The organism is Saccharothrix mutabilis subsp. mutabilis (genome assembly GCF_039521145.1).
Lineage (GTDB): Bacteria > Actinomycetota > Actinomycetes > Mycobacteriales > Pseudonocardiaceae > Actinosynnema > Actinosynnema mutabilis.
This window is the reverse complement of record NZ_BAAABU010000005.1, coordinates 68,204-80,862: the sequence shown is the minus strand read 5'-3', so window position 1 is coordinate 80,862 and position 12,659 is coordinate 68,204. Positions and strand designations below refer to the sequence as shown.

General features: G+C 72.9%; 13 protein-coding genes. 5 read left to right on the top strand and 8 right to left on the bottom strand.

The window, feature by feature from the left end; genetic code table 11:
• Positions 1-243: 243 nt before the first annotated feature.
• Positions 244-1,239: a TerC family protein gene (locus ABD126_RS14390; RefSeq protein ID WP_343934307.1), complete on the top strand. Its 996-nt coding sequence runs from the start codon at positions 244-246 to the stop codon at positions 1,237-1,239.
• Between the two features lie 273 nt (positions 1,240-1,512).
• Positions 1,513-3,252, top strand: coding sequence for an AfsR/SARP family transcriptional regulator (locus ABD126_RS14385; RefSeq protein ID WP_343934306.1), 1,740 nt, complete (start codon positions 1,513-1,515; stop codon positions 3,250-3,252).
• Between the two features lie 52 nt (positions 3,253-3,304).
• Here the strand turns inward: ABD126_RS14385 and ABD126_RS14380 are convergent, their stop codons facing one another.
• Positions 3,305-3,901 (bottom strand): MmpS family transport accessory protein, encoded by a 597-nt coding sequence (locus tag ABD126_RS14380; protein ID WP_343934305.1) that lies wholly within the window; start codon positions 3,899-3,901, stop codon positions 3,305-3,307.
• A gap of 244 nt (positions 3,902-4,145) precedes the next feature.
• Between ABD126_RS14380 and ABD126_RS14375 the strand changes: the two genes are divergently transcribed.
• Positions 4,146-6,050 carry a S9 family peptidase gene (locus ABD126_RS14375; protein ID WP_343934304.1) on the top strand — a complete coding sequence of 635 codons (1,905 nt, stop codon included), beginning with the start codon at positions 4,146-4,148 and terminating at the stop codon, positions 6,048-6,050.
• 263 nt (positions 6,051-6,313) lie between these two features.
• Positions 6,314-6,868 (top strand): GNAT family N-acetyltransferase, encoded by a 555-nt coding sequence (locus tag ABD126_RS14370; RefSeq protein WP_343934303.1) that lies wholly within the window; start codon positions 6,314-6,316, stop codon positions 6,866-6,868.
• A gap of 4 nt (positions 6,869-6,872) precedes the next feature.
• Here ABD126_RS14370 and ABD126_RS14365 read toward each other — a convergent pair whose 3' ends face one another.
• The 3 genes from ABD126_RS14365 to ABD126_RS14355 are packed head-to-tail and all read right to left on the bottom strand — an operon-like array spanning position 6,873 to position 9,049.
• Positions 6,873-7,766 carry a DUF1028 domain-containing protein gene (locus ABD126_RS14365; protein WP_343934302.1) on the bottom strand — a complete coding sequence of 298 codons (894 nt, stop codon included), beginning with the start codon at positions 7,764-7,766 and terminating at the stop codon, positions 6,873-6,875.
• Between the two features lie 16 nt (positions 7,767-7,782).
• Complete coding sequence (locus tag ABD126_RS14360) at positions 7,783-8,439, bottom strand: RES family NAD+ phosphorylase (RefSeq protein ID WP_121227201.1); 657 nt, start codon at positions 8,437-8,439, stop codon at positions 7,783-7,785.
• A gap of 25 nt (positions 8,440-8,464) precedes the next feature.
• Positions 8,465-9,049, bottom strand: a complete 585-nt coding sequence (locus ABD126_RS14355; RefSeq protein ID WP_343934301.1) for a DNA-binding protein — start codon at positions 9,047-9,049, stop codon at positions 8,465-8,467.
• A gap of 193 nt (positions 9,050-9,242) precedes the next feature.
• Here ABD126_RS14355 and ABD126_RS14350 point away from each other — a divergent pair, with 193 nt between their 5' ends.
• The gene (locus ABD126_RS14350; RefSeq protein ID WP_343934300.1) at positions 9,243-10,388 is read left to right on the top strand and encodes a glycosyltransferase 87 family protein; all 1,146 of its coding nucleotides are present in this window, start codon (positions 9,243-9,245) and stop codon (positions 10,386-10,388) included.
• A gap of 17 nt (positions 10,389-10,405) precedes the next feature.
• Here ABD126_RS14350 and ABD126_RS14345 read toward each other — a convergent pair whose 3' ends face one another.
• The 4 genes from ABD126_RS14345 to ABD126_RS14330 form a co-directional block, all read right to left on the bottom strand.
• Positions 10,406-11,236, bottom strand: coding sequence for a hypothetical protein (locus ABD126_RS14345; protein WP_343934299.1), 831 nt, complete (start codon positions 11,234-11,236; stop codon positions 10,406-10,408).
• Positions 11,237-11,325: 89 nt separating this feature from the next.
• Positions 11,326-11,628, bottom strand: a complete 303-nt coding sequence (locus tag ABD126_RS14340; RefSeq protein ID WP_343934298.1) for a type VII secretion target — start codon at positions 11,626-11,628, stop codon at positions 11,326-11,328.
• Between the two features lie 23 nt (positions 11,629-11,651).
• On the bottom strand, positions 11,652-12,203 hold the full coding sequence (locus tag ABD126_RS14335) for a YbaB/EbfC family nucleoid-associated protein (protein WP_343934297.1): 552 nt from the start codon (positions 12,201-12,203) through the stop codon (positions 11,652-11,654).
• 80 nt (positions 12,204-12,283) lie between these two features.
• The gene (locus ABD126_RS14330) at positions 12,284-12,652 is read right to left on the bottom strand and encodes an FKBP-type peptidyl-prolyl cis-trans isomerase (RefSeq protein WP_343934296.1); all 369 of its coding nucleotides are present in this window, start codon (positions 12,650-12,652) and stop codon (positions 12,284-12,286) included.
• Between the last annotated feature and the right edge of the window lie 7 nt (positions 12,653-12,659).

Here is a 12,659-nt window from a genome sequence, read left to right as displayed (position 1 = left end):
ATCTCCAAGGTCGCGCTTTCTCAGCGAAAGCCCACCCGGCCGGGTGTGTCTGATCACCTCGGCTGGCGCGAACCCGCAGTAATGCGTGAGACTGGGCGGGAGTGTGGAGGGGAGTACTCCCTCGCGGCGGTGTCGTCAGCACGGAGCCCAGCGTCGGGGTCCCGGTGCCGCCGGTCGATCCTGTGATCGGCGGAGGAGACCTCCGGTCATTGGCGTGCGCGCGATGTACCGGAGGAGTAATCGATGGCAGTTCCCGCGTGGTTGTGGATCGCGACGATCGCGGGCCTTCTCGCCCTGCTCGCGATCGACCTGTTCATCGTCGACCGCAAGCCGCACGAGGTCACCATCGGTGAAGCCGGCCGGTGGGTGACCTTCTACGTCGCGGTCGCCGTGGCGTTCGGTCTGGGCGTCTGGTCCCTGTTCGGCGGCACCTACGCGGGTGAGTTCTTCGCCGGGTACATCACGGAGTACTCGCTCAGCGTCGACAACCTCTTCATCTTCTTGATCATCATGAGCACCTTCAAGGTGCCCGCGATCCACCAGCACAAGGTGCTGCTCGTGGGCATCCTGATGGCGCTGGTCATGCGCGGCATCTTCATCGCCGTCGGCGCGGTGGCGATCGCCCAGTTCAGCTGGATCTTCTACTTCTTCGGCGCGTTCCTGATCTACACCGGCTACAAGCTGGCGCGGACGGACCACGACGAGGAGGAAGAGGAGTTCAAGGAGAACGCGGCGCTGCGCATCGTCCGCAAGATCTTCCCGGTGACCGACCAGTACCACGGTTCCAAGTCGTTCCTGAAGATCGACGGCAAGCGGTTCGTGACCCCGATGTTCATCGTCATGGTCGCGATCGGCACCACGGACCTGCTGTTCGCGCTGGACTCGATCCCGGCGATCTTCGGCCTGACCAAGGAGCCGTTCCTGGTCTTCACCGCGAACGCGTTCGCCCTGATGGGTCTGCGGCAGCTGTACTTCCTGCTCGGCGGTCTGCTGAACAAGCTGGTGTACCTGTCGATCGGCCTGTCGGTGATCCTGGGCTTCATCGGCGTGAAGCTGATCCTGGAGGCGTTGCACTCCAACGCGCTGCCGTTCCTCAACGACGGTCAGCCGCTGCCGGTGCCGGTGATCGGGATCGAGCTGTCGCTGTCGGTCATCGTGGGCGTCCTGGCCATCACGACGATCGCGTCGCTGATCAAGGTCCGCCGCCACCCGGAGGCCGCCAAGCAGGTCGTCAAGTAGCTCCACCCGCCGCGCGCGCCACCTTCCCCATCGGGAGGTGGCGCGCGCTGCTTTTCCGGGCCGCCTCACGAGCCACCACGACCCACCCGCCGCCCACTGCCGCCCGCCACGCGCGCCCGTTGTCCCGCCGCTGCCGCCACCCGCCTCGGCCCGTTCCGCTATTCCGGTGATTTCCCCGACCCGGCCGCGCTGATCTCCCGATGAGTTGGAATTTTCCGAAATACATCGAAGAATCAGTTACTTCGTGACGATCACCCTCCCTAGGGTGTCCGGGTGAAGTTCGGAGTTCTCGGGCCGCTCACGGTGCGCACGGCCGACGGGACACCCGTCCCCATTCGCGGCAAACGACTGCGGACGCTGCTTTCCGTGTTGCTCGTCCACGCGGGTCGGCCCGTTCCCTCGCACCAGCTCGTGGACGCGTTGTGGGAGGGCGAGCCGCCCAAGTCGTACCTGTCCAACCTGCACACCTACGTGTCCCGGTTGCGCGACCGGCTGCCCGACCTGCGCATCGACCACACCGACGGCCTCTACACCGCCCGCGTCGACCCGGCCGACCTGGACCTGCTGGTCTTCCGCGGCCGGGTCGACGCCGCGCGGCTGGCGGTGCGGCGTGGTGAGCACGCGTTGGCCGCCGACCTCTACCGGGGCGCGCTGGAGCTGTTCCGCGACCGCCCGCTGCTCGACCTCGACGCCCCCGCCCTGGAACCGGAGATCTCGCACCTGGAATCCACCCGCCTGCTGCTGGTGGAGGACCGGTTCGAGGCCGAGCTGAACGCCGGGCGGCACGTCGAGGTGGTGGCCGAGCTGGAGGCGCTGGTGGCCGAGCGGCCCACCCGGGAACGGCTGTGCCGCCAGCTCATGCTCGCGCTGTGCGCGGCGGGCCGGCAGGCGGACGCGCTGGCCGCCTACCGCACCACCCGGGACCGGCTGGTCGAGGCGGTCGGCGTGGAGCCGGGGCCGGCGCTGCGCCGGCTGCACCGCGAGATCCTGCGCGGCGACGTGCCCGAGCCGACGCCGGCCGAGGCGACCCCGCCCGAGTCCGCCGCCTTCCCGATCTGCCAGCTCCCGCCGGACACCGCGGACTTCAGCGGCCGGCGTGCCGAGGTCGCGCGGCTGGTGGCCGAGCTGAGCGCCCCGGACGGCCCGGTGCCGGTCGTGGTGCTCACCGGTCAGCCCGGCGCCGGCAAGACCGCGCTGGCGGTGCGGGTCGCGCACCTGCTGCGCGCCCGGTTCCCCGACGGCCAGCTGTTCCTCGACCTGAAGGGCGCCGCGGACACCCCGCGCGACCCGGGTGACCTGCTGGCCGGCCTGCTGCGGGCGTTGCAGGTGGACGTGCCGGAGGACGTGGCGGAACGAGCCGCGGCGCTGCGGGCGGCGCTGGCCGACCGGCGGGTCCTGGTCGTGCTGGACGACGCCGCGCACGCCGGCCAGGTGCGCGCCCTGCTGCCCGGCACCGCCGGGTGCGCGGTGCTGGTGACCGCCCGCAAGCGCATGGACGACCTGGCGGGCGCGACCCCCGTTCCGGTCGGTCCGTTCACCCCGGAGGACGCGCGCGAGCTGCTGGCGGCGGTCGCCGGGCCCGAGCGGGTCACGGCCGAGCGGGACGCCGCCGACGAGGTCGCGCGGCTGTGCGGGCACCTGCCGCTGGCGGTCCGCATCGCGGCGACCCGGCTGGCCGCCCGCGCCCACCTGGGCATCGGGGCGTTCGCCGAACGGCTGGCCGACGAACGCGGACGCCTGGACGAGCTGGGCGTCGACGGGCGCGGCGTGCGGTCGGAGCTGGCGCGGGCCCACCGGCGGCTGTGCCCGCAAGCGCGTCGGGCGGCCGAACGGCTCGCGGCGCTCGGACCCCGTGACGTGCGCGAACGCGAGTTCGTCGCGGTGGTGGCCGACGCCGCGGTGGAGGAGTTGGTGCGGTCCGGCCTGCTGCTGCCGAGGGGGCTCGACGCCGCCGGGGAGCCGCTGTACCGGCTGCCCGAGCTGTTCCGCGTCTACGCGCTCGAACCGCGCTGACCGCGCGAAAAGGGCGGGGACCAGCGGCCCCCGCCCTCTCGAAGGGATCTGATCAGGCGCCGGTGCAGGCGGCCGTGGCGAACGCGCCGGACGCGGTCTTGGTGGACACCACCGCGCCGTCCACGGTGATCTTGCAGGTCACCGTGCCGCCGTTCTCGCCGGCCGTCACGGTCAGCGTGCCGCCCTTGAAGACGCCCTTGTTCTCCACCTGCTTGGTCCACGGCAGCGCCGGCACGGTCTCCGACTTCGGGTCGAGCACCTCGCCGTAGAGGATCTCCACGTCGGTGGCGTCGCCGGTCACCTCGTAGTCCACCTTGGCGACCCGCTCGACCTCCTGCTGCACCTCGTCCACGGCGGCGTTGAAGATGAACACCCACGTGATGCACACGCCCAGGCCCAGCACGGACGCCACCACGCCGGCGATGGACAGGCCCTTGTTGGACGCCTTGCCCTTGCTCACCCGCGCGAGGCCGACGGCGGAGAAAATCAGACCCAGGACGACCAGGGGCCACGCGACCACCCCGATGAGCGGGATCGGTGACAACACCAGCCCCACCACCCCGAGGACGAACCCGGCGGTGCCCAGGCCGTTCCTGGGCGGCGCGGGCGCGGTCGGGGGCACGGGCGGGTAGGAGGTCTGCTGGGACATTTGTCCTTCACTTTCATTGCGAGAAACGGAATTCGCCCCGGCCGCGGAATTGGTGAGAACGGCTCGAAAGGCGTCGCACAGCGTGCCAAGGCCCACCACACGCGGCGCACACGCGCGGTGCACAAAGCGGTGCGGCGGGTGGTGGATCGCGCCGCGTGCCCGGATCCGGCCGCTGGGTGACGAAACTGTGAGCGTCAATTTCTCGTGAGCCTTGCTAACGAACACTGGGGTAACGTCCGTGGACGTGCGCCCCGATGACTTGCAGTCGCTGACCCTGCCCGGCTCGGTGTCGGTCCAGGGCGACCTCGTCCTGGTGAACGTCGCCACCCCCGACCTCACCGCGAACGCCTACCGGGGCGGGCTCTACCGCGTGCCCCTCGACGGCTCCGGCGCGCAGCGCTGGACCTGGGCGGAACGCGACCTCGCCCCCCGCGTCTCGCCGGACGGCCGCTGGGTCGCCTTCCTGCGGTGCGCGGACAAGGGCGGCAAGCCGCAACTGCACGTCATGCCGGCCACCGGCGGCGACGCGCGGCGGCTGACCGACCTGCCGCTGGGCGCGGGCGCGCCCGTGTGGTCACCCGACTCGGCGAAGCTCGCCTTCGTCACCCGCGTGCCCGAGGCCGGCCGCTACGGCGTGCCGATCGCCGACGGGGAACAGCCGTGGGGCCCGGAGTCCGAGGCGCCGCGCCACATCGCGCGACTGGACTACCGCTACGACGACATCGGTTTCGTCGGCGACCGGAACCCGCGCCTGTTCACCGTCGACGCGCTCGACCCCGAGGCGAAGCCGGTCGAGCTGACCGACGGCACCTTCACCGTCGCCGAACCCGCGTGGACGGCGGACGGGTCGGCGCTGCTGTTCGTGGCCGACCGCGACCTGGGCGCGGTGGAGACGCTGCACCAGGACGTCTACCGGGTGCCCGCGGCCGGCGGCGAGCCGGAGCTGTACGTGCGGTCCAAGGGCATGGTCGCGCACCCCGTGGCGGCCGGCGACGGGATCGTGTTCTACGGCAGCGAGTTCACCGGCGTGCACAGCGTGGCCCGGAACAACAGCCTGTGGCGGTACAGCGGCGGCCAGCTGACCCGCGTCACCGAGCTGGAGGGCGTGGACTGCGAGCGGGCCGCCGGCGCGCCCGTGGTGACCGACGCCGGCGTGCTGGTCGCGGTGCGCAACCGGGGCGCGGTGGAGCTGCGGCGCGTGCCCCTCGACGGCGTCGAGGTGCCGTTGGACGGGCTGGAGCTGCTGGCCGGCGAGCAGGCCGAGGTGAAGTCGTTCGCCGCTGACGGCGACGTCGTCGTGGCGGTCGTGTCGCGTGCGGACAACACCGGCGAGGTCGTGCGGGTCGGCGGTGGCGAGCTGACGTCGTTCGGGGCGACCGTGCCGCTGCGGCCGGTGGTCGAGCTGACCGGGTCCGCGTCCGACGGCTACCCGGTGCACGGCTGGCTCGTGCTGCCCGACGGCGAGGGCCCGCACCCGGTGCTGCTGGTCGTGCACGGCGGTCCGTTCATGTACCACGGGTGGGGCTTCTTCGACGAGGCGCAGGTGTACGCGGCGGCCGGGTACGCGGTCGTGCTGCCCAACCCGCGCGGGTCGGCCGGGTACGGGCAGGCGCACGGCCAGGCCGTGGTCGGCGGGTTCGGCACGGTGGACGTGGACGACGTGCTGTCGGTGCTGGACGTGGCGCTGGAGCGGCCGGACCTCGACGCCGACCGGGTCGGGGTCATGGGCGGGTCCTACGGCGGGTTCATGACGTCCTGGCTGGCGGCGCACCACGGCGAGCGGTTCCGGGCGGCGTGGAGCGAGCGCGCGGTCAACGCGTGGGACTCGTTCTCCGGGTCGTCGGACATCGGGTGGTTCTTCACCGAGGCCTACTGCGGGTCGAGCCTGGAGACGCAGCGGGCGATGTCGCCGCTGACGTACGCGGAGAAGGTGTCCATCCCGTTCATGGTGGTGCACTCGGAGCACGACTGGCGGTGCCCGTTGGAGCAGGCGCAGCGGCAGTTCGTGGCGCTGCGGCGCAACGGGGTCGAGGCGGAGATGCTGCTGTTCCCGGGCGAGGGCCACGAGCTGACCCGCTCCGGCCAGCCGCGCCACCGCAAGCAGCGCTTCGACCACGTCCTCGCCTGGTGGGCCCGGCACCTGTCCTGACCCACCGGCCGCGCGGCCGGGGGTCGCCTGCGGCCCCCGGATCGATCGTCCCACGCGACACCGACAATTACGGCGACCTTCCACGACCCCCGGCGACCTCGCGGCGGGGTTCGGCGACCTTCCGGCGGCCTTCCCCAACCGGGGGAGGCCGTCGTCGCGTTGCGGAGCCGCACCGCTACGGTGTGGCGCCACGTGGTCGGGTGCGCGCGACCGAGTTCGGGGAAAGCCGGCGGAGGTGGTGGGAGTTGCGGCACGCTCACCGGATGCAGTGGACAGTGCGGGCCGCCCGGCCCGACGACGCCCCCGAGATCGCCAGGATCAACGTCGACGCCTGGCAGCACTCGTACCGGGGCATCGTCGACGACCCGGTGCTGGACCGCATGCTCCCGGAGAGCCGGCTGCCCGCCCTCACCCGCGTGCTGCGGCTCCCCGAACCCAGTCGCGTGTTCGTCGCGGTCGGCGAGGACGGGCGGATCGGGGCCTACTGCGCGGTTGACGCGGTGCGCGAGTCCACCGACGCCCACCCCGACCTGCACACCGGCGAACTGGTCGCGATCTACGCCGACCCCCGCTTCCACGGCACCGGCGCGGGCCACGAGGTCCACGAAGCGGGCGTGCGGCACCTCATGGACCAGGGCTTCCGGTACGCCGTCCTGTGGGTCTTCCAGGACAACGCCCGGACCCGTGACTTCTACGAGTCCCACGGCTGGCGCCACGACGGCCTGGTCCACCGCTACGAACTCGGCGGGCAGGACCTCCCCGAAGTCCGGTACGGCCGCTTCCTCCCGATGCCCCGCCGCACCCGCGTCGCCAGGTAACGCCTCAGCGCGCGTCCAACCAGGTCAGCAGGGCCGTGCCGGCGTCACCCGCCCGCACCGCCGCGGCCCGCGCCCACCGCTCGGCCAGGGGTTCCAGCGCGAACGCCCGCTCCAGCAGCGGGAACGCCTCGGCGTGCCGGCCGCGCACCGCCAGCCCGATCCCGGCCGACCGGAGCGCACTCGGGTCGTCGGGGGCGCCCTCGGCCGCCGCCCGCAGCGCGGACACCGCGTCGTCCTCCGACACGCCCGGCGTCGCCGACCGGATCAGGTTGCGGTGCGCCCGCGCGACCCGCACCAGGCGGGACAGGTCGCCGACCGGGTCGCGGGAGTCGTCCACGCGCAGGTCGAACACCGGGTCGTCCCACTCGCCGTTCGACAGCGCGCCCCGCGCCGGCCCCACGACCAGCAGCGCGGCCGACTGCGGACCCCGGACGTCGCCGCCCTCCCGCTCGGCCGCCGCCAGCGCCGCCACCAGCCGCTCGGGCAGCCCGCCGGACGCGGACCCGTACGCGGCGAGCATCGCGGGCCACACCGCGTCCGACGCCATCATGTTCGCCTGCACCGCGACCCCGTCGCCCAGCGCGTGCCCCGCGCGCGGGATGCAGTCCGGGCCGGTGAACGCCGCCACCCCGCCCGTCGCGTCCACCACCGCGAACTGCGCCTCCGCCACGCCCGGCTGGGTCGCCAGCGCGGCCACGGCCCCCTCGGCGGTCATCCCCGACGCCACCAGGTCCAGCAGGGTCGTCCGCCACCACAGCTCCGAACCGGCCTGCGCGACCACCGCGCCCACCCCGGCCCGAGCCGCCGGCACCCGCGTGCCGATCGCCAGGACCCCGCTCTGCACGGCCACACCGAGGCACCCGGTCACCGGGTCGCGCGCCACGATCGAGCAAGTCATGAACTCGATCATGCCGTCAGCCCAGAAGCGTGTAATTGAGCTCCTCGCACACCCGCGCCAGCGGCAGGTCCAGACCGGGGTGTTCCAGCGGGAGCAGGACGTCCGGAGCCGCGGGCAGGCCCGAACCGCCCGGCGGGTCCCACAAGCACACCGCCGGGTCGCCGGAGTCCATCGACGACCGGTACCACAGGCCGTCCAGCTCCGGGTAGGCCGCGCGGATCGCCCGCGCCCATTGCTGCGTCATCGCCTTCGGACCGGAGCTGATCTCCTGCGACGCGCCCACCCGCGTCGGCCACAGGCCCGCCAGGTCCAGCAGGCGCAGGGTCCGGCGCGGGCGCAGCACCACCAGGAACGGGCTGCGCGTGCGGCGGTCCACCACCGACGTCGCCTGGAAGACCTCGGCGACGCTGGTTCGCACGGACAGCCCGAAGTACAGGACGCCCTGGTCGTGCGCGTGCGTCGGCGAACCGTCCGGCGCGGGCGGCTGGGTGTCGAAGCGCGCGTGCGGCAGCGGGCCGGTGTAGCGGAAGCTGTTCCAGCGCTGCGGGTGCAGGCCCTTGGCCGTGAAGATGCGCACCAGGCGCGTCGCGCGGTGCACCGCCACCACGTCCTCGGTGCGGCGCAGGTTCGCCTGGAGCACGGCAGGAGCGGGCGGCTGGGGTAGCCGTGACATGGAGATCCCGTCGGGAGGCGTCTGCTTACGCGGGCGTGCCCAGTTGGGCGGCCTGCTCGGTGACGCGGCGCGGGTCGCCGCCGGCGAGCAGCCAGTCCCGCGGCGACGTGGGCTCGCCCTCGACCAGGAGGTCCTCCTGCTCGGTGGTCATGAACCCGGCCACCACCAGCGCGGGCAGGTCGGTCGGGACGGCGGCCAGCACGGCCTCCAGACCGGGCAGCACCCCGCCGCCCGCGAACTGCCACGCGGGCAGCCGCCAGGAGCCGCGGTCCTTCCAGCCGACCAGCCGGCCCACGCCGAGCCGGTGCCGGATGCGGCTGGTGTCCACGCCCAGCTGCCGGGCCGCCTCGGCGACGGTCAGCGCCGAGTCCCGCAGCACCGCGTGCGCCACGACGGTGCGGGCGCGCGGCTGGTCGTCGCCCGCGTGGTGCGGGCTCAGGTCGAGGCCGACGTCGGTCAGCGCGTCGCGCTGGTCGGGGGTGAAGTAGCCCGCGGGGTCGGGGTGCGGCGGGGCGAGCCGCTTGGCGGCGTCCGCGACGAGCGACAGGAACTCGTCGGGCGTGACCTGCAGACCTGCCTTGGCCAAAACCGCCTCCAGCGCGGGACTCATGCGCACAGGGTATCCCGTGCGTGCGCTTTTGTGCGCAAGGATTCCCCGAATGTCCCATGGCCTCGACTGTGCGCGCACACCTCGCGACTCTACGTAAACGCGCGAGGTCGGGCATGGTGACCTCGGCCTCACCGGGGTGGTGGATACGATGCGGCCGGTTGACTTACCCCGGGGGTGTCAGGTGGCGGTACCGGTGCGCACGGACAAGCGTGCGCTGGGTCTGTGGTTGCTGGTGATGGCCGCGGCCCTCGCCGTCGTGCTCGTCCGCTCGGGCACCGGCCTGATCGACCTGCGGGTGTACCGGGTCGGCGGGCAGGCGTGGCTGGAGGGCGTGCGCCTGTACGCGGAGGGCTTCCCCAAGCCCCTCGACGGGCCCGCGCTGCCGTTCACCTACCCGCCGGTCGCCGCGTTCCTGTTCAGCCTGCTCGCGCTGGTGCCGTGGCCGGCGGCGGTCCTGGTGTGGACGGTCGTCGGGTTGGGCCTGCTCACCGCCGTGTGCGTGGTGACCGCGCAGCACCTGCACGGGCGCGTCGAGAAGGCCGTCATGCTCGGGCTGGCCTTCGCGTCCGGGTCGCTGCTGCTGGAGCCGGTGCGCGCGACCCTGGACTTCGGCCAGATCAACCTGCTGCTGATGGGCCTGGTCGCCCTGGACTGCCTGCTGCCCAAGACGAAGTGGCCGCGCGGCCTGCTGATCGGGTTCGCGGCGGCGATCAAGCTGACCCCGGCCGTGTTCGTCCTGTTCTTCCTGCCGCGCAAGCAGCTCCGGCCGGTGGTGACGGCGTTCCTGTCGTTCGTCGGGTTCGGCCTGGTCGGGTTCGCGGTCGCGCCGACCGACACCAAGCAGTACTGGCTGGAGTCGCTGCTGGACCCGGGCCGCGTCGGCGGGCTGGCCTACGTCGGCAACCAGTCGCTGCGCGGGGTCGTGCACCGGCTCGGGTTCACCGGGTTCGCCGAGACCGCGGTGTGGGGGCTGCTGAGCCTGGCCGTGGTGGTGCTGGTGTGGTTCGCGGTGCGGCGGGCGCAGGACGACGTGTCGGCGCTGCTGGCGGTCGCGGTCGGCGGGTTGCTGGTGTCGCCGGTGTCCTGGTCGCACCACTGGGTGTGGGTCGTGCCGGGGCTGTTGCTGCTGGTCACGGTGTCGCGGCTGGGCGCGGGCCTGCTGGCGGCGCTGTTCCTGGCGGCCCCGATGTGGCGGCTGCCGCACGAGAAGGACCTGGAGCTGACGTGGAGCTGGTGGCAGCACGTCATCGGCAACGCGTACGTGTGGGTGGGGATCGCGGTGCTGGTGCTGCTGGCCCGCCGCCCGGTGCCGCGCCGCGAACCCGCCGTCGCCGACTGAACCGCCCCGCCCGCGGCTCAGCCGCCGCCGGTGATCAGGGCGACGGCGCGGTCCCGGGTCGCCTCGTCCACCTCGGCCACCGCGAAGCCGCGGTCCACGATGTGGCGGACCAGGGCGGGCTCCGGCGGCAAGCCGTGCTTGCGCAGGTAGTGCGGCACCGCGCCGGCCCAGACCCACGTGCCGTCGGTGCGGAAGTTCAGCGGGACGTCCTGCTCGCCCGGCGCGAACTCGTCCACGTCCAGGTTCCGCGCGGCCAGCACGACCGGCGCGGCCTCCAGGTAGGCCAGGAGCGCCTCGCGCAGCTGCGGGTCCACGGTCTGCCGGTTGACCACGGGCCGGCCGGCGTCGTCGCGGCCGTCGTAGACGTGCGCGGTGCGCAGCTCGCCCGGCGGCACGACCTCCGCGCGCGGCGGGAGGCCGACGCGCTGCCGCAGCCAGTCCGGGATGCGGTCGTCGGCGCGCGGGAAGGTCCGCAGCTCGTCCTGGAAGCCGATGACCGGCGGGGCGTTGCGCCAGCGCGGCTCGTCCTCGGCGTCGAAGTCGACGGAGAACGTGCCCGGCTGCTCGATCTCGTACACGGCGGACAGCCACGTGCCCCGGTCCGCCTGGTACATCCCGGCGCGCAGCTGCCCGAAGAGCTGCACGACGTCCATCGGCGGGCGCACCGGTCGCCACTGGCCGTCGGGGCCGGCGAACGCGAGGTCCACCTCGATGTGCCGGCCCGCGGCCCGGTACTCGGCCCGCACCCGCTGCCAGCCCGGCGGGAGCGCGGGCAGCATCGCGCGGCCGATCTGCCGGACGAGCTGCTGCTGCTCCTGCTCGGACAGCGGTGTGGCTGGCTGGCTCATGCGTCGAACACCCCTTCGGCTCCCCCCGCACAGTGCGCGCCGATCTTAACGTTCATGAACCGGGGCCGTGGTCCGGTTGGGTGAGCCGGTCAGCCCGAGGTCTTGAAGCTGTCGCTGATGGAATCCTCCATCTCGCGGTACTGCTCGACGGTGTTCTTGACCTCGCGGCCGGACGCCTCCATGGCCGCGACGGCCTCGCCGAGCGCGTCCAGGCCCCACTGCTCCACCGGGTCGAGCATCATGCGGAACGGCTGGCAGATGATGCCGTAGGCGTCGGTGGGCATGCTCACGGTGCGGGCCGCGTCGATCGCGGTCTGGATGCGCGAGCTGAGGTCGGCCAGCTCCTTGCCGTGCGCGTCGAGCGTGTCCGAGACGATCTCGTAGCCGGTCATGCTTCATCCCCCGATCAGGTGGTTCAGCGCAGGAAGGACTGGCCGCCGAAGTCGTCGTCCTCGTCCTGGGCGCGCGGCGGGCGGCGGTTGGGCTGGGGTGGCGGCGGCGGGGCGGCGTGGCGCGGTCCGTGCGGCGGCTGCTCGTCGTCCTCGATGCCGAACCGGATCTCCTGGGCGCGCTGCGGCGCGGCCGGCGGGTCGTCCGAGGGCGGCGCGGGGAAGTTCTTCTTGGCCTCGTTGAACAGGACGTTCGCGGTCTCGTCCTGGGTGCCGATGGTCTCGGCCATCGCCTGCTGGAGCAGCTCCGGGATGCGCGACTGCGCCCGTTGCAGCGTGCGCATGATCTCGCCGGCGACCTCGGCCATCCGCTTGGTGCCCGCCGCCTCGGAGATCTCCAGGTGCTGCAGGATGCCGTTGGACCCGATGGTGAGCCGGACCTGGCCGTCCTTGGACGCCTCGGAGATCGACAGCCCCTGCACGCGGGTGGCCATCTCCTGGTAGCGGTCGGCCTTCTCCTGGATGCTCGCCTGCCACTGCTGGAGCATCCGCTCCGAGCCGCCGATGTCCTCGGGCACTGCCTGTTCCCCTCTTGTGTCTGTCTGGTCAATCGACGCGCCGGCGGGCGATCCGGTTCCCCGGACCGCCCGCCACGGGCTCAGTTCACGCCGAGCAGGTCCACCACGAAGATCAACGTCTCACCCGGCTTGATGACCCCGCCCGCGCCGCGGTCGCCGTAGCCCAGGTGCGGCGGGATGACGAGCTTGCGCCGGCCGCCGACCTTCATCCCGGCCACACCGCGGTCCCAGCCCGCGATGACCCGGCCACCGCCGAGCGGGAAGCTGAAGGCCTCGTCGCGGTCCCAGGAGGCGTCGAACTGCTCGCCGGTGGAGTGGGACACGCCGACGTAGTGCACGTGCACGAGCTGACCCGGCTGGGCCTCGGGCCCATCGCCGACGGTGATGTCCTCGACCACCAGGTCCGCGGGCGCGGGCCCGTCGTGCGGCTCGACCACGGGCTTGGTCATGACGTTC

What these genes read in the sequence shown, in the direction of transcription:
- ABD126_RS14380 (WP_343934305.1), bottom strand. Translation starts at nt 3,901, where the DNA reads ATGTCCCAGCAGACCTCCTACCCGCCCGTGCCCCCGACCGCGCCCGCG.
- ABD126_RS14345 (WP_343934299.1), bottom strand. Translation starts at nt 11,236, where the DNA reads ATGAGCCAGCCAGCCACACCGCTGTCCGAGCAGGAGCAGCAGCAGCTC.
- ABD126_RS14340 (WP_343934298.1), bottom strand. Translation starts at nt 11,628, where the DNA reads ATGACCGGCTACGAGATCGTCTCGGACACGCTCGACGCGCACGGCAAG.
- ABD126_RS14390 (WP_343934307.1), top strand. Translation starts at nt 244, where the DNA reads ATGGCAGTTCCCGCGTGGTTGTGGATCGCGACGATCGCGGGCCTTCTC.
- ABD126_RS14360 (WP_121227201.1), bottom strand. Translation starts at nt 8,439, where the DNA reads ATGTCACGGCTACCCCAGCCGCCCGCTCCTGCCGTGCTCCAGGCGAAC.
- ABD126_RS14355 (WP_343934301.1), bottom strand. Translation starts at nt 9,049, where the DNA reads ATGAGTCCCGCGCTGGAGGCGGTTTTGGCCAAGGCAGGTCTGCAGGTC.
- ABD126_RS14370 (WP_343934303.1), top strand. Translation starts at nt 6,314, where the DNA reads ATGCAGTGGACAGTGCGGGCCGCCCGGCCCGACGACGCCCCCGAGATC.
- ABD126_RS14365 (WP_343934302.1), bottom strand. Translation starts at nt 7,766, where the DNA reads ATGACTTGCTCGATCGTGGCGCGCGACCCGGTGACCGGGTGCCTCGGT.
- ABD126_RS14330 (WP_343934296.1), bottom strand. Translation starts at nt 12,652, where the DNA reads ATGACCAAGCCCGTGGTCGAGCCGCACGACGGGCCCGCGCCCGCGGAC.